Origin of the sequence: Deinococcus wulumuqiensis R12, from assembly GCF_011067105.1 — a bacterium.
GTDB classification, from domain to species: Bacteria; Deinococcota; Deinococci; order Deinococcales; family Deinococcaceae; genus Deinococcus; species Deinococcus wulumuqiensis.
Genome location: NZ_CP049357.1, coordinates 1350470 through 1370273, shown reverse-complemented (window position 1 = coordinate 1370273; position 19804 = coordinate 1350470). Strand labels below are relative to the sequence as shown.

The 19804-nt window shown below is 69.2% G+C and carries 17 protein-coding genes; 5 read left to right on the top strand and 12 right to left on the bottom strand.

Features of this window, described 5'->3' with window-relative positions; all coding sequences use genetic code 11:
- Nucleotides 1–49 precede the first annotated feature (49 nt).
- The 3 genes from G6R31_RS06710 to G6R31_RS06700 all read right to left on the bottom strand — a co-directional run bounded on the left by G6R31_RS06710 (nt 50) and on the right by G6R31_RS06700 (nt 3978).
- Complete coding sequence (locus tag G6R31_RS06710) at nt 50–604, bottom strand: hypothetical protein (protein ID WP_017869556.1); 555 nt, start codon at nt 602–604, stop codon at nt 50–52.
- Nucleotides 605–720: 116 nt separating this feature from the next.
- The gene (locus G6R31_RS06705) at nt 721–2844 is read right to left on the bottom strand and encodes a TRAP transporter permease (protein ID WP_025567356.1); all 2124 of its coding nucleotides are present in this window, start codon (nt 2842–2844) and stop codon (nt 721–723) included.
- A 174-nt stretch (nt 2845–3018) separates the two neighbouring features.
- Nucleotides 3019–3978, bottom strand: coding sequence for a TAXI family TRAP transporter solute-binding subunit (locus tag G6R31_RS06700; RefSeq protein WP_017869554.1), 960 nt, complete (start codon nt 3976–3978; stop codon nt 3019–3021).
- Nucleotides 3979–4207: 229 nt separating this feature from the next.
- On the opposite strand from G6R31_RS06700, the gene G6R31_RS06695 reads away from it, so the two are divergent.
- Nucleotides 4208–5008, top strand: a complete 801-nt coding sequence (locus G6R31_RS06695; RefSeq protein ID WP_025567358.1) for an amino acid ABC transporter ATP-binding protein — start codon at nt 4208–4210, stop codon at nt 5006–5008.
- 105 nt (nt 5009–5113) lie between these two features.
- On the opposite strand, the gene bshC is transcribed toward G6R31_RS06695, so the two are convergent.
- Both bshC and G6R31_RS06685 read right to left on the bottom strand, forming a co-directional pair.
- Nucleotides 5114–6682 (bottom strand): bacillithiol biosynthesis cysteine-adding enzyme BshC, encoded by a 1569-nt coding sequence (gene bshC, locus G6R31_RS06690; RefSeq protein ID WP_017869552.1) that lies wholly within the window; start codon nt 6680–6682, stop codon nt 5114–5116.
- Between the two features lie 96 nt (nt 6683–6778).
- Nucleotides 6779–7474, bottom strand: coding sequence for a Crp/Fnr family transcriptional regulator (locus tag G6R31_RS06685; RefSeq protein ID WP_017869551.1), 696 nt, complete (start codon nt 7472–7474; stop codon nt 6779–6781).
- 116 nt (nt 7475–7590) lie between these two features.
- Here G6R31_RS06685 and G6R31_RS06680 point away from each other — a divergent pair, with 116 nt between their 5' ends.
- Nucleotides 7591–8337, top strand: a complete 747-nt coding sequence (locus G6R31_RS06680) for a WecB/TagA/CpsF family glycosyltransferase (protein WP_017869550.1) — start codon at nt 7591–7593, stop codon at nt 8335–8337.
- An 80-nt stretch (nt 8338–8417) separates the two neighbouring features.
- Here G6R31_RS06680 and G6R31_RS06675 read toward each other — a convergent pair whose 3' ends face one another.
- From G6R31_RS06675 to malQ, 5 genes are all read right to left on the bottom strand, one after another.
- A complete protein-coding gene (locus tag G6R31_RS06675) occupies nt 8418–8912 on the bottom strand; it encodes a DinB family protein (RefSeq protein WP_017869549.1) in 495 nt (164 codons plus the stop codon).
- 228 nt (nt 8913–9140) lie between these two features.
- Complete coding sequence (locus G6R31_RS06670; protein WP_152423488.1) at nt 9141–9332, bottom strand: hypothetical protein; 192 nt, start codon at nt 9330–9332, stop codon at nt 9141–9143.
- The gene (locus G6R31_RS06665) at nt 9329–10222 is read right to left on the bottom strand and encodes an ROK family protein (RefSeq protein WP_017869547.1); all 894 of its coding nucleotides are present in this window, start codon (nt 10220–10222) and stop codon (nt 9329–9331) included. Before G6R31_RS06665 ends, G6R31_RS06670 begins: the two co-directional genes overlap by 4 nt.
- 18 nt (nt 10223–10240) lie before the next feature.
- Nucleotides 10241–10798, bottom strand: coding sequence for a cob(I)yrinic acid a,c-diamide adenosyltransferase (locus G6R31_RS06660; protein WP_017869546.1), 558 nt, complete (start codon nt 10796–10798; stop codon nt 10241–10243).
- Nucleotides 10799–10868: 70 nt separating this feature from the next.
- Nucleotides 10869–12377 (bottom strand): 4-alpha-glucanotransferase, encoded by a 1509-nt coding sequence (gene malQ / locus G6R31_RS06655; RefSeq protein WP_017869545.1) that lies wholly within the window; start codon nt 12375–12377, stop codon nt 10869–10871.
- 116 nt (nt 12378–12493) lie between these two features.
- Between malQ and G6R31_RS06650 the strand changes: the two genes are divergently transcribed.
- Nucleotides 12494–12796 (top strand): antibiotic biosynthesis monooxygenase family protein, encoded by a 303-nt coding sequence (locus G6R31_RS06650; RefSeq protein ID WP_029732761.1) that lies wholly within the window; start codon nt 12494–12496, stop codon nt 12794–12796.
- A gap of 19 nt (nt 12797–12815) precedes the next feature.
- On the opposite strand, the gene abc-f is transcribed toward G6R31_RS06650, so the two are convergent.
- Nucleotides 12816–14705 (bottom strand): ribosomal protection-like ABC-F family protein, encoded by a 1890-nt coding sequence (gene abc-f / locus G6R31_RS06645; RefSeq protein WP_025567324.1) that lies wholly within the window; start codon nt 14703–14705, stop codon nt 12816–12818.
- Between the two features lie 68 nt (nt 14706–14773).
- Here abc-f and G6R31_RS06640 point away from each other — a divergent pair, with 68 nt between their 5' ends.
- On the top strand, nt 14774–16384 hold the full coding sequence (locus G6R31_RS06640) for a FecR domain-containing protein (protein ID WP_017869542.1): 1611 nt from the start codon (nt 14774–14776) through the stop codon (nt 16382–16384).
- A complete protein-coding gene (locus tag G6R31_RS06635; protein ID WP_017869541.1) occupies nt 16368–17834 on the top strand; it encodes a CHASE2 domain-containing protein in 1467 nt (488 codons plus the stop codon). The genes G6R31_RS06640 and G6R31_RS06635 overlap by 17 nt, the downstream gene beginning before the upstream one ends.
- Before the next feature lie 44 nt (nt 17835–17878).
- On the opposite strand, the gene G6R31_RS06630 is transcribed toward G6R31_RS06635, so the two are convergent.
- The gene (locus G6R31_RS06630; RefSeq protein WP_017869540.1) at nt 17879–19696 is read right to left on the bottom strand and encodes an N-acetylmuramoyl-L-alanine amidase; all 1818 of its coding nucleotides are present in this window, start codon (nt 19694–19696) and stop codon (nt 17879–17881) included.
- Nucleotides 19697–19804 lie beyond the last annotated feature (108 nt).

Sequence of the window (19804 nt, the reverse complement as noted above, 5' to 3'; positions counted from 1 at the left end):
AAAAAAGAGCCTCCCGGTGAGGGGAAGCTCTTGTCCATGCTCGCGGATGTTATCCAGCGGTGCAGTCCACAACCGGAATTGCGCCGCTTTCGATGATGTTGGTGGCGCGGCCCTGCGTGTCCAGGCCCTGAGCGCGCAGGTACGTGTAGCCCTTGATATCAACAGTGCGCGGGTTGACCACGATGGCCTGAGCACCGAGGTTCAGGGGGGCGAGGCCCTTGGGGACAGTGATATTCACCGGAACGGTGCCAGAGGTGAGGCCACCACGATTCACATCGTTGGTTCCGAGATTGTCATAATCCCCGGTCTTGACGCCTTTAAGCTGCAGACCGAGCTTATTCAGGTCGCCCGTAAAATCGACGCCGCCCGTAATCTCGGTGGTGACATTGTCACAGATGATGCTCTTGCCCTTCTTGAGGGTGTTGCCGTTCTGGTCGAGCACGTCGGCGCTGAGCTGGTAGTTGGTCGAGTAGTTGCTGATTTTGCTGAGTTGGGCGCTGCTGGTCTGCGGAGCGCCGAAGTAACCGGGGATGGTCACGGTCACGTCGCCACAACTCGCCAGCAGACCGGCGCCGGCCACACTTGCCAGAAGAATCTTTTTCATGTCTCTCACTGTGCCCCCCGAACCTGACCCCCAAGTGATGATGCCTTCAGGAAACGTGAGGGCAACACAAATGCGCCCACTTTCACCGGGAAAGGGGCGCATTGAGGACGGGAAGCTCAGGCGGCGGCGCTGAGCGGCGCGGGCGGCTCGCTGCGGCTGCCCGCCTTTTGCCAGAAGTACACGGCGGCAATCAGGGCGAGTGCGCCGAGGTTCCAGATGATTTGGGTGGGGATAATCAGGACGAAGGAGGCCACGAGCAGCAGCAGCATCTGCAGCGGGTTGGTCTTGCGGTGCAGGAAGCGCAGGGTGGCGGCGCTGAAGGCGACCAGACCGATGAAGGCGAAGATGACCATCGGAATGGCCTCGGCCAGCGGCAGCCCGCCGAGCTGGTTGTTGGCGATCAGCAGCAGTTGCGGGTTGAAGAACATCATGTAGGCCAGCAGCGCGGTGCGCAGTTCGTACTGGAAGGCCTGCACACCCGTCTTGACCGGGTCGCCGCCCGAGATGGCCGCCGCAGCGAAGGCGGCGAGCGCCACCGGGGGCGTCGAGTCGGCCATGATGCCGAAGTAGAAGACGAACATGTGCGCCGGGAGCATCTGCGCGGGGTTGCCGGTGTCCAGCCCGGCGACGCGGGCGATGATGGGCACGATCAGCGCACTCATCAGGATGTAGTTGGCGGTGGTCGGCAGGCCCATGCCCAGAATCAGGGCGATGAGCTGACCCATGACCAGCACGGCCAGAATCTTGAGAAACGGCGTCTGAAACAGGTTCGTGACGCCTTCCACCACGTCCGCGAGGCCGAAGCCCAGACCCGTGATGGTCACGATGCCCACGATGATGCCCGCCGCAGCGGTGGCGATGGCGATGCCGACCATAGAGCGTGCGCCGCCCTCGAAGGCTTCGAGCAGTTTGCGCCCACCGTCTTTCAGGCCCTGCGCGAGGCCGCGTCCGTCGCGGCTGGCAAAAAAGCCTTCCTGCACGAACATCATCACGATCATCATCAGAATGGTGTTCAGGGCGATGCGTTCGGGGTTGGCTTCGGGGTTGGAAGTCAGCACCCCGATGAGGTAGCCCAGCGGGAGGATGTAATACCAGCCTTCGAGCACGGTCTTTTTCAGGGGCGGCAGTTCGGAGCGCGGCAGCCCGCGCAGGTTCAGCTTGAGCGCCTCGATGTGGGCCACCGCCAGCAGCGCGGCGTAACACAGGAAGGCCGGAATCGCCGCCGCCAGAATCAGCGAGCGGTACTCGATGTTCAGGTTCTGCGCCATGATGAACGCCGCCGCGCCCATCACCGGGGGCATCAGTTGCCCGTTGCTCGAACTGGCGACCTCGATGGCCCCGGCTTTTTCGCGGCTGTAGCCGGTGCGAATCATGGTGCCGATGGTGATGTTGCCGCCCGTGACCACGTTGGACACGGCAGACCCGGAAATGATGCCGTTCAGTCCGCTCGACAGGATGCTGGCTTTGGCTGCGCCGCCCCGGAAGCCGCCGAGGATACTCTGGGCCACGCGCATGAACCAGTCGCCCGCGCCGAGTTTGTCGAACACGGCCCCGAACAGCACGAACAGAAAGACGATTTGCGCCGACACGCCCAGCGCCGTGCCGAAGATGCCTTCGGTGTTGGTCGCCAGTTGGCCCATCAGTTGCGGCCAGGTGTAGCCGCCGTGAAAGGGCGTCTGAATGGCCTTAATCAGCCCCTTGGCCCCCATGAAGGCGAACAGGATAAAGGCCAGCGAAATCAGCGGCATGGCAATCCCGATGGTGCGCCACGCCGCCAGCAGCAGCATCACGACCAGCGCACTGCCGGCCCACAGGTCGGCGGGCACCCCGTCCCGAATGCCCCCGTTGGCGGCGATGTTGGCGTACTGAACCACGAAATAGGCCGCGCTGCCCGTCGCCAGCAGGCCCAGCAGCCAGTCGCTCCAGGGAATCCCGACCTGCGGCTTGCCCGGCGTCTTGCGAAAGGGAAAGACCAGAAAGGCCAGCGCAAAGGCGAAGCCCAGGTGAATGGCCCGCAGCGTGGTTGGCACCAGCGTCCCGTTCCAGGCGGCGTACATCTGAAACAGGCACCACGCCACCGCGACGAGGGTGACCAGTCCCGCCTGCCAGCCGCCCAGTTTGCGCCCGCCCGTCTCGGCGGCTTCGACCATCTCCAGGGCGCGGCGCTCGCCCTCGGTCATGTCATGGCCCGGCGGCGTGAGCACCGGGTCGGAAGAAATCGGTCTTGTGGGGTCACTCATAGTCTGCTCATGCTCCTGAGAGGAAAAAGGGGCCAGTGTGGGGGCTGGCCCGGTGGGGGGGAAGGTCAAACAGTTAAGCCGTCAAACCGTCGAACTGTCAAACCGTCGAACCGCTTGGGCCAAAGGTTCTGACCCTTCAGCTTTTAGACGGTTTGCCCGTTTGACCTTCCGCCTTTACTTGACGTTCAGGCCCTGCTCTTTCCAGAACTTGACGGCTCCGGGGTGCAGGGGAGCGGGCAGGCCCTTGACCGCCTTGGCGTCGGCGTAGTTGTTGGCGAGGGCCGGGTGCAGGGCCTTGAGCGCCTTTTCGTTGGAGAAGGCGGCCTTCATGGCCTTGTACACGGTGTCGGTGTCCACGCTGCTGCTGGTGACCAGGGTCGCCTGCACCGCCACGCCGGGCACAGTGGCACCCTGACCCTTGTAGCTCTTGGCGGGGATGTTGTAGCGCACGTAGAAGGGGTACTTCTTGAGCAGCGCGGTGGCCTGGTTGCCGCTGACGGGAATCAGCTTCACGTCGGTGGTCTGGGCAATCTGGGCAATGGCGCTGGCACCCACGCCCACCGTGTAGAACAGGGCGTCGGCGCGCTTGTCCTGCATCAGGCTGATGCCCTGGGCGGGGGAGACGCGAAGCTGCTGGCCGAGGTCCTTGAAATCTAGGCCGTAGGCTTCGAGCACTTGCAGGGCGGTCTGCTCCGAGCCGGAGCCGAGGTCGCCCGTCACCACGCGCTTGCCCTTGAGGTCGGCGATGGTGTTGATGCCCGCGTCCTTGCGCACGATGACGTGCAGGACTTCGGGGTACAGCACGGCCATGGAGCGCACGTTGGGGTTGGCCTTGCCCTTGAAGGCGTCGATGCCGGTGCCCTTGTAGGCGTAGTAGGCCACGTCGTTCTGGACAATCGCCATGTCGAGTTCGCCGGACTTGATGCCGTTCATATTGAACACGCTGCCGCCGGTGGAGCGGGCGTTGGCGCGGATGCCGCCCGCGTCGTTCATCATCTTCGCCATGCCGGTGGCGACGGGGAAGTAGACCCCCGTGGTGCTGCCCGAGCCGATGGTGATGAAGGCGTTCTGGGCGAAGGCGACGGTGGCGGTGCCCGCCAGCACGAGGGCGCTGAGGGAAAGCATCTTTTTCATGGGTTCCTCCGTTGGGGACAGGTCACGCTCAAGGCACTCGGAGCGGCGATGGGCCGAAAGTCGGATGCGCGGAGTCGTGTCCTGGGATGTGGTCGCGCCGATGCTAGCACAGCTCCCTATACAGGTCGGAAGCGTTACAGGTCGGAAGCGTTGCTGGCCATAGCTTTGCGTTTGAAAAGTACGCATGATGCGAGTGCCCGCGCCGCGCCGACCCTTTAGAATCCCGCCCATGACCGCTCCCTTTTCTCCTGACCCCGCTTCCGCTCCGGCAGCCGCTCCGGTCGCCCGCACGGTGGGCGAGCCGGTGATCGTCGCCCAGGATGTCCACAAGCACTTCGGCGCCTTCCACGCCCTGCGCGGCGTCAACCTCAGCGTGCGACAGGGCGAGGTGGTCGTCATCATCGGGCCGTCGGGCAGCGGCAAAAGCACCTTCATCCGCACCATCAACGCGCTCGACCCCCACGACGGCGGCTCCATCACGGTGGACGGCATTCCGCTTCAGGGCGCGAGGAACCTCGACGCCATTCGCCGCGAGGTCGGCATGGTGTTTCAGTCGTTCAACCTGTTTCCGCACCTGACGGTGCTCGACAACATCACCCTGGCCCCCACCCGTGTGCGCGGCGCGAGCAAGGCCGAGGCTCAGGCACGCGGCCTGGAGTTGCTGCGGCGCGTGGGCATCGAGGAGCAGGCCCACAAGTTCCCGGCCCAGCTCTCGGGCGGGCAGCAGCAGCGCGTCGCCATCGCCCGCGCCCTGGCGATGGACCCCAAAATCATGCTGTTCGACGAGCCGACCTCGGCGCTCGACCCCGAGATGATCAAAGAGGTGCTCGACGTGATGAAGGAACTCGCCCGCTCCGGCATGACCATGCTGGTGGTCACGCACGAAATGGGCTTTGCCCGCGAAGTGGCCGACCGCATCCTGTTTTTCGACCAGGGCAACATCGTGGAAGACACCACGCCCGAGGCCTTTTACCAGAACCCGCAGCACGAGCGGGCCAAGCAGTTTCTGAGCAAGATTCTGGGGCACTGAAGGCGGATGGCAGAAGGCAGATGGCAGATGGCTAAGAGCTGATGGCTTAGCTGAGGCTGAAGCTCAAGCGGGCCATCTGCCTTTCGCCTTCAGCCATCTGCCCCCTTACGAAATCTCCACCTCTCCCACGAACCCCGCGTCCAGGGCCAGCAGTTGCCTGAGCGGGGTTTCGCCGTGTTTGAGCAGGTAGGTCAGGAAGTTCATCTCGCGTTCCTGGGGGACGCCGTTTGGCAGCAGGTGCTTGTTCAGGCGGGTCAGTTGCCCGCTGCGTTCGTCCTCGGCGCGGGCCAGGGCGGAGGCGGCCTGCCGTTGCAGGTGCGCCACGCGGGGCAGGGTGCGGCGGCGGGTGCGTTCGGCGGCGCCGACCAGCGTGGGGTCGAGCTGCGCGAGGTCGGTGATGAGCTGTTCCAGTTCGGCTTCGAGGGCTTGCAAGCGCCCGGCGGCCACCGCGCCCGCGCCCCTCTCACGGGCCAGGGCGCGGCCCAGCACCCCTTCCGGATCGGCCTGCACCTCGGCGGCGGTGGCGTGCAGGCGGCGGAGCAACCGGGCGACGTTCGGTTCCAGCCACGTCACGCTCAGGCGCGGCCACAGCAGCGGTTGCTGGAGGCCGTGCAGCGGGTAGACGTCTTTCAGCTGCGCCCCGTACGCGATTTCGCCGGGGCCGACCACGAAGGCCAGCGTGGGCAGCAGCGCGTCCTGCACGGCGGGGCGCAGGCCAGCGGCGGGGGTCAGGCGGGTCGGGTCGGCGCCGAGCTGTGCCTGCAGCTCGGTGCGGGTATACGCGCGGGTATCGGTGCTGAAAGTCTGCCCGTCGAATTTCAGCAGTCGGCGCTGGCCGTCCTGCTCCTCGACAAAGAGGTTGGTCGCCCCCGCCGGGCGGCGCAGTTGCGGCGTGAATCCGGCGGTGCTCAGGCGCTCGGCGGCGGCCTCGATGCGCTCCGAGGACGTGAGGGGCTGCTCCAGCTCACGGGCGAGCGCGGGGGCCATCAGGCGGGCGAGCGCGGGGTGCATGGGGTCGAGCACCAGCAGACCGGCGGGCGCGAGCAGCCCGTGAATCAGCCGGGCGAACACGTCGGCGTACCCGGTGTGTGGCGACCCATTGCCCGAGATGGCCCGCTCTATCCGGGCGCGGACAGCGGCCCTGTGTTCGGCGGGGGCCTCGAAACGCTCGAGCAGGGCCAGTACCTCGGCGGTCCACTCGTCGCGCCACGCCACCCGGCCCACCGGCACGCCAGCCGGCACGTCGAGGGTCAGGCGGTGCAGGGTTTCGTTCAGGTCGAGCAGCGTTGCGCTGGCGACTTCCTCGGCGTCGTGGTCCTGGCTGGCGACCCAGTACACGGCGACGACCGGGGCGTCGTCCGTGTTCAGCTTCTGGGCGAGGAGTGCCGCGCCCGCGCCCTTGTGGACGCTGTAGGCCGGGCCGGTGAGCAGGCCCGCTTGCTGCCCGGTGACGACCACCCGCGATTCGGGGTGGCTCAGACGGGTGAGCAGCGCCTCGACGTTCGCGTCCAGGGTGCCCAGATCGCGGTGGTACTCGCGCAGCGCAGCGGCCAGCGCCTCCCGGTCGAGTTTCGGGCGCCGCTCGGCCCGTGCCCGCTCGAGGTCTTGCGGCGAGAGGCGGAGAAACTCGCCCAGGGTGCCTTTGCTGTATTCCGCCGCTACGTTCCGCGCCATTCGGGGGCTACCCTAATGCATTTCGGAGCGCGAAACGTAGTTTGGGCTTTCGTTCGGGCTTCAGGGACGTTGGGGCTTCAGGGACCCTGCGGCCGCTCAGGAGTCCAGCGGCCCCAGGGGTTGCCGCGCCGCCTGTTCGAGTCCGGCGCGGTCGGTCAGCACGATGCGGCGGTAGCCCAGGTCGAGCAGCCCGCGTGCCCGGAAGTCGCCGAGCAGCTTGGTGATGGTTTCGCGGGTGCTGCCCACCGCGTGCGCGAGGTCCTGGTGCGAGATGCGGTCACGCAGGGCCAGCGCCGGGCCGTCCCAGCCGCCTTCGCGCTCGGCCAGAGCGAGCAGGGCCAGGGCGAGGCGCTGCGACACCTCCAGAAAGACCAGGCCGGAAAGCCGCTCCTGCACGCCCCGCGTCTGCCGGGTGAGCTGCTCGGTCAGGGCCAGCAGCGCGGCGGGCTGCTGCCCAAAGAGGCGGTGCAGGGCGCCCTGGCCGAGTTGCAGCGTTTCCACCTCGTCCATCGCTTCGGCGTACATGCCGTAGGTGGCGCTCTGCCCGGAGCCGGGAAGCAGGGCCGGGGCGCCGAGCAGGGCGCCGGGAACATGCACGTCCAGCGTGACTTCCCGGGCGCCGCTGCCCAGGCGATACAGCCGCACCGTGCCGCGTGTGAGCAGGTGCAGGGTCTCGGCGGGGTCGTCGGGATGAAAAATCAGCCCGCCCCGACCCCAGCGCCCGCTGCGCCCCGCCGCCGTGAGCTGCGCCTGCACCTCGGCAGGCAGGGAAGCGAACGCACCCGGCAACATGCTCCAGAGTATGCCGCATCACACTTGCTCGCGTCCCTCCGGGGGGTGGGCGGGCAGGTGCGGCGCGGCACCCCCCGGCAGAGGCGGCAGACCCTGCGGGCTACAATCGCGCCAGCATGAGTCCTACGAGTTCGCCCGAACGCCTGGTTCTTTTCGACCTGCCGCTGGACCCGGTCACGCTGGACACCGCGCTCGACCGGCTGAGTGGCTGGCTGTTCGAGTCGCCGGCGACCCCGCACACCGTGGTGACCCTCAACCCCGAGTTCATCGTGCAGTCGCGCACCCAGCCCGAGTTCGTGCGGGTGATGCAGCAGGCCGACCTGGTCACCGCCGACGGCGTGGGCATCGTCTACGCGGCGCGGCAACTGCTCGGCGCCGAGGTGCCCCGCGCCCCCGGCTTCGACCTGGTCACGGGCCTGATGAAGCGGCACGGCCCCGAACTGCGCGTGTTTTTCCTCGGCTCCAAGCCGGGCGTGGCCGAGCAGGCCGCCCAGAACGCGGTGCGCGACTACGGCATCGGGGTGGCGGGCGTCCATCACGGCTATTTCAAGCCCGACGAGGACCAGCGGGTGGCCGAACTCGTCGGGGCCAGCGGCGCGCACCTGCTGCTCACCGGCATGGGGGCGGGGCGACAGGAAATCTTCAACGACTACTGGAAACAGCTCCACCGCGCCCCCGTCGCCATCGGTTGTGGGGGCGTCATCGACGTGCTGGCGGGCGCCGCGCAGCTCGCCCCCGACTGGACGCGCAAGCTGGGCGTGGAGTGGATCTGGCGCGTGGCTGGCGACCGCAAACGCTGGGGCCGCGCCCCCCGCCTGGCGCAGTTCGTGGCGATGGTGCAGGCCGAAAAGCGCAGAGGGTAAAAGGGCAGAGGGTGGAGGGCCGAGTTTCATCTCTTTGCCCTCCACTCTCTGCCCTCTACCCTTAGCGGCCCGTCAGGGCCTCACCACGTGTCGCCCCCCCCGGCAGGCGGCCACGCGCCGAGGGCTTGGCGCACGCTGATGATCTGGCCGAAGTGGTGGGCCGTGTGCAGCGCGAAGTCGGCAAGCAGTTCCCCGATGGTTTCCTCGTGGTTGACCGGGCTGGCGAGGTCGGGCCGCGAGGCGTGGGTGTCGATGCGGGCAAGCAGTTCGTAAAACTCGTTCTTGGTGCGGCTCCAGTCGCCCGCGCCCACGGCGGGCCAGGTGTCGGCGGCGTGCGGCGGGTAGGGAAGGGCCTGCCCCATCTCGATGATGTCGAGCATCCAGCGGTTCCACCAGTTCACGTGCGCCACCAGTTCGGCCACGCTGTGCGGCAGCCCCCCGGCACGCTGCGCCGCCTGCTCGTCCGTGAGGTCGCTGAGGGTGGCTTCGACGCCCACGTAAGCCTGTCCCCCCCGGAACAGACGGGGAAGCAATCGGGCAAACGCGAGCTGTGAACGGTCGGGGCGGTCGGTCATGGGCGTCAGTTTGGCAGATGATACGGATTCCGATTGAATCTGGTCGTTTCAGATTCAATCCGACTTGCAAAGCTGCTCAGCAGAGCGGATGCGAGTAGGAAAAAATACGGATTCCGCGATATGGATGCACAGGCGGCGCCTTCCCAACTGTACAGGCCCGACTGTGCAGGAATTAAGCGGAATCCGTATGAGGCGGAACAGGGGGGAGAACCGGACTCTGCCCGCGACTCAAAACAGGGACACGCCCAGCAGGGCCAGCAGGCACAGCCCCAGCCCGAGCAGCAGCCACGCCCGCCGCCGGGCCGGCCGCTCTGCCCGTGCCGGTTGTCCCGCGCCCGGCAGCAGGTTGGTCTGCGGCACGTCCGAGCGCCGCAGCTCGCCGGGCCGGAAGCGTAAATCTCTAGGGCGCAGGCCCTTCACGCCCGCTGCTCCCGCGCCCACAGCGCCGCGCCGATCAGCCCGGCGTCGGCCCCCAGCGCGGCGGGGACCACTTCGGGGGTGTGGCGGGTGGGCATTTCCGACAAAGCCCACTCCACCTGCTCGCGGTAGCCGGGGCGCAGACCCACGCTGCCGCCCAGGGCCACCCGCGTGACGCCCAGCAGCGCACCCACGTCGGCCAGTTTCCAGGCGAGCAGGAACGCCGAGCGCGAGTGCGCCGCCTGCGCCTGTGGGTGCCCGGTTTCGGCGGCGTCACACAGTTCGCGGCTGCCCGCAAAGCCCAGGGCGCGGGCCTGCTCGTCCAGCGCCCGGCCACTGGCTTCCCGTTCCAGAAACCGCAGGCCGCTGGCAGGCGCGGCGCGGGGGGCCAGGGTCAGGCCCAGTTCGGCGTCCAGACCATTGCCCGCCTGATGCAGCCGCCCGTCCAGCACCAGCCCCGCGCCGATGCCGGTGCTGACGGTCACGAACATGAATTCGCGCACGCCCTGACCCAAGCCGAGTCGCGCTTCTCCCCAGGCGGCGGCGCGGGCGTCGTTCAGGACGGCAGCGGGCAGGCCCAGTTCGGCGCTCAGCCGCTCGGCCAGCGGTGTGCCTGCCCAGCCGGGAAAAATGTGTTCGGAGGTCGAGAGGACCACGCCGCCGTGCAGGGCGCCGGCACACGCCACGCCCAGGCCCGACGCCTGCCCGATCAGCGGGCGGGCGAGGTCGGCAGCGGCGGCCAGCACCGCGTCCGGGGTCGCCGGGTGCGGGGTGGGCGCCTGCCGCCGCTCGCGCACCTGCCTGCCCTGCACCAGCGCCGCCCGGAGGGACGTGCCGCCGATGTCGAGGGCCAGGGTGAGCGGGGTCGGGGGCACGGGGGGCACGCCGCCCATTGTGTCACCCGGCGGCACTTACCGCCGCTTTTTCACGGTCCAGGCTTCTTCGCTCAGCCCACTGCGGGCATTGACGGCGCGGGCCATGATGAACAGCAGGTCGGAAACGCGGTTGAGGTAGACCTGCACCTGCGCGTTCGCCTCCTCGGTGTCGAGCAGCCGGATCACGTCCCGTTCGGCGCGGCGGGCCACGGCGCGGGCGAGTTGCAGCGCCGCCGCCGCCGGAGTACCCCCCGGATGCACGAAGCCGGTAAAGGGGGGCGCGGCCTCCTGGTAGCGGTCGATCATCGCTTCCAGGTAGGCCACGTCCTCGGCGTCCATGCGAACGAGGTTTTTCTCGTAGGACGTGCCGGGGCGGGTCGCCAGGTCCGCGCCCACGTCGAACAGTGCATTTTGCAGGTACTCGAGGTCGGTGTCGAGCGCGGCGTCCGTGCTGTGCGCCCGCGCCAGCCCCAGCGCCGAGTTGAGTTCGTCCACGGTGCCGTAGGCCTCCACGCGGGGGTGGGCCTTGCTCACGCGGTCTGCGCCGTAAAGGCCGGTCTGTCCCTGGTCGCCGGTGCGGGTGTAGAGCTTCATGAGGCAGAGGGTAGAGGGTCGAGGGGGGAGGGTAAAGGGGGCTCCGTGTGTCCCGGCCCCTGCACGGCGTTTATGCGCTGCGCCCCGTCCGCTCGGTCAGTTCGCGCAGTTGCGCCGCGAGCGAGGGCAGCAGCGCCGCCGGGTCGAGGCGCCACGTCCAGTTGTGGTCGCCGGTCGTGCCGGGCAGGTTCATGCGGTCCTCGCTGCCGAGGTTGAGCAGGTCCTGCAGCGGCACCACCGCCAGCACCGCGCGGGTACTGAAAGCCAGCTCGGTCAGTTGCCAGGCGAAGGTGTCCTCGCCGGGGTCGCTGCTGGTGTACACCCGGAAGTTGTGGCGCTCGCTCTCGTCGGCGTTTACCCACCAGCCGCGTGTGGTGTCGTTGTCGTGGGTGCCGGTGTAGACCACCCGGTTTTCCTTGATGTTGCCGGGCAGGAAGTCGTTCACGGCGAAGTCGCCGCCCCCGAAAGCGAATTGCAGCACCGCCATGCCGGGAAAGCCGAAGTCGTCGCGCAGCTTTTCCACGTCCGGGGTAATTACCCCGAGGTCCTCGGCGATGATGGGCAGGCTTCCGAGCGCCGCCCGCACCGCTTCGAACATCTCGTGCCCCAGCGCCGGCACCCAGCGCCCGTTCATGGCGGTTTCGGCGGGGTAGGGAATTTCCCAGTACCCGGCAAAGCCCCGGAAATGGTCCACGCGGATGATGTCGTAGAGCTTCAGGCTGCCCTGAAAGCGCTTGATCCACCATGCGAAGCCGTCTTCCTTCATCCGGGGCCAGTTGTAGAGGGGATTGCCCCACAGTTGCCCGGTTTCCGAGAAGTAGTCCGGCGGCACGCCCGCCACCACCGTGGGCTGGCCCTGGTCGTCGAAATAAAACTGGTCGCGGTTTGCCCAGGCGTCGCTGGAATCCATCGCCACGAAAATGGGAATGTCCCCGATGATTTGCACGCCGCGCTCACGGGCGTACTCGCGCAGGGCCGTCCACTGGCGGAAAAACAGGAACTGCACGAACTGCACGCGGTCGATGGCCCCGGCGAGCCGCTCGCGGGCCGAGGCCAGGGCGCCCGGCTCGCGGTCACGCAGCGCCGCTTCCCAGGCGTTCCAGGGCAGGCCGCCGTGCGCGGTCTTGAGGGCCATGAACAGCGCGTAGTCGCCCAGCCAGTCCGCTTCTTCCTGCTTGAACGCCTCGAACGCCGCCGTCAGTTCGGCGTGCTCACCATAAATAAAGTGCGCGTAGGCCCGGTCGAGCATCTGGTTGCGCCACACGAACTGCGTGCCGAAATCCACCCGGCGCGGGTTGAAGGCGGGCATGGCCTCGAAGTCGGCGTCGTGGAGCAGGCCTTCTTCTCTCAGCGTCGTCAGGTCGATGAGGTAAGGGTTGCCCGCGAAGGCCGAAAACGCCTGGTAGGGGCTGTCGCCGTAGCCGGTGGGGCCGAGCGGCATGACCTGCCAGGAGCGCTGCCCGGCCTGCGCGAGCCAGTCCACGAAGTGCCGCGCCGACGCGCCGAGTTCACCGATGCCGTAGGGACCGGGCAGGCTGGTGGGGTGCAGCAGGACGCCGCTGGAACGTTGAAGTGTCATCTGGGGTGCCTCCCTGTGGGGGTATGTGGAAGTGATTCCACGTCTGGCCGAGTGTAGCGGATGGCCGCGCTGGGCAGCCCCTCCCGCCGGGAACCCTGTCCGGTTACAGTCACCCCATGACGGCACCTGTTCTCGAAATCGCCATGCTTCAGGTGCGGCCCGGCCAGACCGCCGACTTCGAGGCCGCCTTTGCCGAAGCGCGGCGCATCATCGCCGCCATGCCGGGATATCAGCGCCACGAACTGCAAAAGTGCATAGAAGACGACCACAAATACACCCTGCTGGTCTGGTGGGACAGCCTCGAAGCCCACACCGTCGGGTTTCGGGGCAGTGCCGAATACCAGCACTGGCGGGCGCTGCTGCACCATTTCTATGACCCCTTCCCGACGGTGGAACACTTCGTCGGCGTGCATGGATGAGCTGACGGGGCTGGAAGCCTCAGCCGCCCTTTTCCTCCACCTCGGCCTGCTTTGCGCCCCACAGCGCCATTTTTTCTTCCAGCCGCATTTCCAGTTCGTGCGCGGCCTGCCCCAGCGCGGTGAAATCGGCGTCCACCGGGGCTTCGGCCAGGGCTTGCTGCGCCGCTTCCAGTTCGGCTTCGAGGGCGGCAATGTCGGCTTCGATGGCCTCCACCTCGCGTTTCAGGTGCCACAGGCCCTTGGCTTTGGGCGCGGGCGCGGGTTTGGGGGCCGCCGCCACCGCCCGGGCAGCCTCGGCCTCGATGTCGGCGGCGCTGCGGTGCCCGGCGCGGTAGTCCTCCCAGCCGGGGTACTCGTAAAACCGCCCGTCCTCGATGAGCCAGATGCGGTCGGCCAGCCCCTCGATAAAGGCGCGGTCGTGGCTGACCATCACCAGCGTGCCGGTGTAGGCCGCGAGCGCGTCTTCGAGCGCCTCGACCATTTCCATGTCGAGGTGGTTGGTCGGTTCGTCGAGCACGAGCAGGTTGTGGTCTTCCTGGGCCAGCCGCAACAGCGCCAGCCGCGCCCGCTCGCCGCCCGACAGAATCCGGGCGGGCTTGTCGTGGTGGTCGAAGGGAAACATGAAGGTGCCGAGCAGCGTATGGGCTTCGTGGTCCTTTTGCACGTACTCGCGGGCCACGTCGTAGAGGGTCTGCGAGGGGTCCACGCCGCGCAGCGCCTGGTCGTAGTAGCCCACGCTCACCCGCGCCCCCGTCAGCACCCGCCCGCGTGGGTCGTCGCTGGGGTCGAGGCCGAGCAGGGCGCGCAGCAGCGTGGTTTTGCCCGCCCCGTTGCGCCCGATGATGGCCACGCGCTCGCCCCGGCGAATCTGAAGGTCGAGGTTGGCGAACAGCGTGCGCTCGCCCATCTTGCGGGTGATGTGCCGGGCGTCGAGCACCACTTCGCCCGATTCCGGCGCGTGGAAGGTGATGCGGGTGGTGCGCTCCTCGGGCGGCGGAGCGGCGACGGCTCCCTTCTGCATGCGGTCCACACGGGCCTGCATCGCCTTGGCGCGCCGGGCGAGTTTGGACATGCCCAGGCCCCAGATTTTCATGCGGTCGGCGCTCGATTGCAGGTCGGCGATCTGCTTGGACTGCTGGGCATGCAGCGCGGCCTGCTGCTCCAGTTCGAGGTCGAGCTGCTCGCGGAACTTGGTGTAGCCCCCGGCATAGACCTTCAGCGTCCCGCCGCGCAGGTAGGCGGTTTCCTTGGTCACGTTGTCCAGAAACTGCCGGTCGTGGCTGATGACCAGCACCGCGCCGGGGTAGCGCCCCAGAAACCCTTCCAGCCACTCCACCATCACGATGTCGAGGTGGTTGGTCGGTTCGTCGAGCAGCAGCACGTCGGGGTTTTCGACCAGCAGCGCGGCGAGGCCCAGCCGGGTGCGCTCGCCGCCCGACAGCCCCGAAACCGGGTCGTGCTCGCGCCCCCGGAACCCGAAGGCCAGCGTGACCTGCTCCTTGCGGCTGCGCCTTTCATAGCCCCCGCGCCGGGCGAACTGCTCCAGCAGCGCCTCGTGATGGAGAATGGCGGCTTCGCTGCCGCTGCTCATGGCGTCGGCGGCGGCCCCCAGTTCGGCTTCCAGGGCGTCCAGATCACGAAAGGCGCTGTTGAGCACGCTGTCGATGGTCGCCCCCACGGGAAAGCTGGGGTCCTGCTCCAGGGCGCGGACCCGCACGCCCGGCCCCCAGCGCACCTCACCCCCATCCGGGGGGGTCTGGCCCGTCAGCAGCCGCAACAGGGTGCTTTTGCCCGCACCGTTGCGGCCCACCAACCCCACGCGGTCGCCCGGCTGCACGGCAAAATGAACGTCCTCCAGGACCGTGAGGGGACCATATTCTTTGGTGGCGTGAACAGCGGCGACAAGCACAAAGCCGAGTATACCCAGAGGCCGGAACCGACACGAAAATGAAAGAAAGTTCTCGTAGACTGGACCGGATGAGCCAGCGTCCCCGTTTTTTCCGTGCCGTGGCCTGGCCGCTTTGCCTCTTTGCCCTCCTGGTTCCGGCGGCTGTGCCGGTGCTGCCCGCTCAGGCCCAGGTGGCCGCCCGCCCGGCTTCCCTGATCGTCACCGCTGCCCAGGGCCGCGCCGAGGTGCAGGGCGCGGGAGGCACCTGGGTGCCGCTGCAACAGACCCGCGAGGTGTACACCGCCCTGCGAACCGGCGCCGGGCGCGTCACGCTGGGGCGCGCAGGCGGGCAGGTCACGGTGGGCAGCGCCTCGCGCCTGCGTGTCTACCGCGACGAACCCGATTTGCAGGAGGGCCAGTTCTTCTTTGCGGGCCAGGGCGGACTGTACGCGCTGGGCTGGCACCTGAACGTGGAAAGCGGGCAACTGCGCGCCGACCTGCTTCCCGGCAGCCCGCAGCCCCGGGTGGCCGTGATCGCCGGGCGGGTCCGGCTGTCGAGCGGCACCCGCACCGTGTCCCTCGGGCCGGGCGAGCAGCTTTCGCTGCGTACCGGGCGCAAGTCGGCCTTTGCCGAAACCGACCCCTGGTACCACGCCCAGTTCGTCGGTCCTGGCACGGCCACCATCGAGGCGCTGCGCGGGGCGGTGACCTATTACAGCGGCGAAAAGGGGCGCGGCGCGGCGGTGGGTCAGGTGCTGGGCACCGGCGACCGCGTGAGCACCGGCAGCGGCGCCTGGGCCGAAATCGGCTTTGCCGGCGGCGGCTACCTGCGCCTGACCGAGGAAAGCGAACTGGGCGTGCTGGCGGTGGACAAGACGGCGCGGGGCCGCAAGGTCACGCTGCGGCTGCTGCGCGGCAGTGCCTGGAACGTGGTGCAAAAGGGGCAGGGTGGCTACCGCATCACCACCCCGGTGGTGAGCACGGCGGTGCGCGGCACGACCTTCCGGGTGGACGCCCAGGGTCTGGTCAAGGTGTTCGAAGGTCAGGTCGAGTTGCCCAGCGAGCCGGGCATCAGCCTGACTCAGGGCCAGGAAAAGGCGGCGGGGCAGGCCGTACGCCCCCTGACGCTCGACGCCCTCGACCGGCTCAACCTCGCCCTCGACCAGGAGCGGGCCGCGCCGCTGCGGCCACAGTTCACCCTGCCGGGCACTGCCGCCCGGCCCTGGGCGCAGAAGGCGCTCGCCCTGCAGGTGACGGCTCCCCAGGGCAGCGAGGTGCAGGTGAGCCTGGGAGGGCACAGTGTCCATCTCACCGAGAGCGCGGAGGGGGTCTTCGCCCTCCCCACCGACCTGCCGACGGTGCCCGACGGTCGCCATGACGTGACGCTCACCGTGCGCCGCGCCGCGCAGGTCTGGCAGCGCCGCTTTCCGCTGGTGCTCGACCGGACGGCGCCGGTGCTGGAGGCCCTGGAGCGCCGGACGGCGGGGCGCACGGTGCTCCTGACCGGCGAGCTGAACGAGGGTCCGGGCGCGGGGCACGGGCGGGTCGAACTGCGAATCGAGGGCGCCGGTGCGCCGCAGGTGCGCTCGCTGCCGCCCGGACCGTTCCGGGTGCTGCTGCCCGCGCCCGCGTTCCCCGGCGAACTGCGGCTGACGGTGCGTGACGCCGCAGGAAACGAGTCTGATGTCACGCTCCCTTGACCGCCCCCTGCGCCGGCTGACCCTGCCCCTGGCGGCGGTGCTGGGGCTGGCGCTGGGGCTGGCGCTGCCGCACAACTTCGCCCTGCAAAACTCGCTCAACCGCGCCTTGCCTTCGCCCCTCGACCAGCGGCTGCTGCTCGTCGGCATCGACGACGCCACCCTGGGCGACTACGGCCCCCTGTCGCAGTGGCCGCGTTCGCTCTACCTCCAGGCCTTCGACACGCTGGAGCAGGCCGGGGCCAGCGTGATCGGATTGGACGTGGTGCTGGACCGTGACCCCGGACCCGAGCTGCGAGCGGCGTTCGACCGCCCGCGCCTCGTGCTCGCCACTGCACCCGGTGACCCGGTGCTCGACTGGGTGCCCACCAGACACACGGTGACGGGGGTCAGCGCCCTGAACAGCGGCGGCGGCACGGTCCGCGAGGTGCAGACCGCCTACCCGGCAGGCAGTGGCCCCGGCGCGGCGCTCGTGCCCAGCTTTGCCCGGCAGGTGGTGGCCCAGGCCGGTTTGCCCCTTCCGCTGGACACGCAGCCGCGCCTGCTGCGCTACTCCCCCCCGGCGCAGGTGGCCGCGCAGACCCTTTCGTTTCGTGACCTCGTGAGCGGCAACGTGCGTTACGCCGACCTGCAGGGCCGGGTGGTCCTGATCGGTCAGAACGCCAGCGGCGTGCCAGGGCTGAACCTCCCCGACATCGACGGGCGGCTGACCTCCGGCCTGGAATGGCAGGCGCGGGCGGTGTCCAGCCTGCTGGCGGGGCCGCTGACACCTTTGCCGGTCTGGGCCACCGCGCTGCTGTGCGCCGCCTGTGCCGCCCTCGCCGTGCTGTTCGGCGGGCTGTGGGGCTACGCGCTGGCGGCCCTGACCCTGCTCGTCGCCCCCCTGCTGTGGCCTCTGGGCGTGGTGTTTCCCGGGGTTTCGGTGTCGCTGGCCGCCATTCTGGGAAGCGGGCTGGTGGCCTTCGAGCGCTGGTGGCAGCTCAAGACCCTGCGGCTGCGCGACCCGCTGACCGGGCTGGGCAACCGCCTGAGCCTGACCCGCACCGTGACCCGGCGCTGGTCGCGGCGGCTGGAGCAGCCCTTCGGACTGGTGATTCTCGACGTGGGCACCCTCAGCCGCGTCAACGCCTTGCAGGGCCGGGCGGCAGGCGACGCCCTGCTGCGGGAGGTCGCCGCCCGGTTGCAACGCACGCGGCGCCGGGGCGACACCGTGTTCCGCTCGGGTCCCGACGAATTCGCCGTGCTGCTCGAAGAAGCTGGGGCCGCCGACGTGCCGCTGCTCGCCCAGGCCCTGGAGCGGGGTGTGGGGCCGCTGAGCGTGGGCGACCTGACCGTGCCGCTCACCACCGGCGCCGCCAGCAGTGCCCAGGACCTGGCCTCACCGACCGACCTGATCGAGGTGGCCAGCCGCGAACGCTACCGCGCCAAGTACCAGCGCGTGCAGGAGAGCTGAGCCTCGTATCCCCCGGAGCCTTGTGGAAGCCGTGGGGACCGCCCTCAGCGGCCCTGCGTCTGGGCGGCATAAAACTGCGCGATTCCGGCAGCCACCGCCTGCGCCAGCTTCTCCTGACCGTCCGGACTGTGCATCACGCGCACGTTGCCCGCGTCGGTCAGGTAGGCCAGCTCGACCAGCAGGCTGATCTGGGTGCTGGGCCGCGTCAGGGCGAGGTTGGCGCCCGGCTTGAGGCCCGCGCCGGGGCCGAGTTCGGGCAGGCGGGTCCGCAGCGCATTCAGCAGGTGTCCAGCCAGGGCCTCGGCCTGCGGCCAGGTGTAGTACATTTCCGGGCCGCGAATCCCGCGTGGGTCACGCCCGTCGGGCAGGGCGTTGTGGTGCAGGCTGACCAGCAGGTCGGCGCGGGTCTCCTCGGCCAGCAGACCCCGCTCGGTCAGCCCCACGAACTCGTCGCGCTCGCGGGTCAGGTGGACGACGGCGCCCTGCGCCCGCAGCAACTCGGCGGCCCGCCGCGCCACCGGCAGGGTGAGCAGCTTTTCGGGCAGGCCCAGCAGTCCGGCGCCGCCCAGATTGCTGCCGCCGTGTCCTGGGTCCAGAACGATCACCCGGCCTGCCAGGGGCCGCGCCGGGTCGAGCGCAGGCGGGCGGCGCACCGTCAGCACCAGGTCGTCGCCCTCGTAGCCAGCGTGAAAGCCCCAGCCCTGGGCCGCGCTCAGCCGCAAGGTCAGCCGCTGGATGTTCGGGCCGGGCGACGTGACTTCGGCCCCCGCCAGCAGCGGGTCGCGCAGCCCGTCAGGGGCAGGCAGGAAGGAAGCGCCGTACAGCGTCAGGTCGAGCCGTCCCGCGCCCTGCTCCAGCGCGAACGGCAGGCGTACTCCGCCCAGCGGCAGGCGCACCCGCACGTCACCGCTGGTGCCCGTGGCCCCGAGTGGCGCGGCCTCTCCCAGCCCCGGCTCCGAATCGAGAACCGCAGGTCCGGGCTGGGCACCCGGCGGCAGACCCCGGGTCAGCGTCACCTGTTTGGCTGTGACCAGGGCGCTCAGGCCCGGAGCGAGGCGCACCCGCAGGTCGTCTCCCTGTCGGCCCACCGCGACAAAGGTCATGCCCTCACGCGGATAGAGCAGCGGCTGCCCGTCCAGCGTGGTCAGGGCCAGCTCGGCCTCGTTGATGCCCAGTCCGCGCACCGCACCGGTTTGCGTCGCGGTGGCCGGGCCGGTGCCGGTGCTGACGCGGCCCGGCGCTGTGGCAGTCACGGTTTTGCCGTCCTGTCCCGTCAGGCTGACGGCCACAGGTGCCTGCTCAAGGACGCGCTCAGGCGGCAGGATGAAGGCAGCGCGGTAGGTTCCGGGACGAATCTCGCGCAGGGGCAGGGCACTTCCCCCGCCCACCCGGAAACTGGCGCGGCCTCCCGGCGATCCCTCGAAGCCCACCTCGAACTGGCGTTCGGCGGGCGAGTCGTGGGCGGCGTCCCAGAATTCCAGCCGCCCGGCGGGAATCACGCTGCCGGGCCGGATGGCGGCAGGCCGTGCGGGGAGCGGCGCCGCGACCGTGCGCGTCACCCGGACCGTGCGGGTGCTGGACAGGCCGCCCAGCGTGCTGACCAGCCGCAGGGTGTTGACCCCGGGACTCAGCGGCCACCACAGCGTGTACAGCCCGTCGGGAGCGACCTCGGCGGCGCGGCCCCCCACGGTCAGCCGGGCGCCGGGACTCACGCTGCCTTCCAGAATCACGTGATCGTGGGCGACGCGGTGCCCGTCGGGTGGGTAGGCCACGATCAGACGCGGCGCGGCGGCGGCGGTGCCCAGCGGGGCAGAAAAAAGCAGCGCGGCGGCGGCAAGCAGCGAGCGGCGAAGGGGGGGCATGGCCTCTGCTGTAGCACGGCCAACCGCTGAACCGGGTGAGATGGGCCGGGTAAGCGGGGACAGGTGAGCTGGGCCGGAACCACGCAGGCGGACCCCCCCGCTGACAGC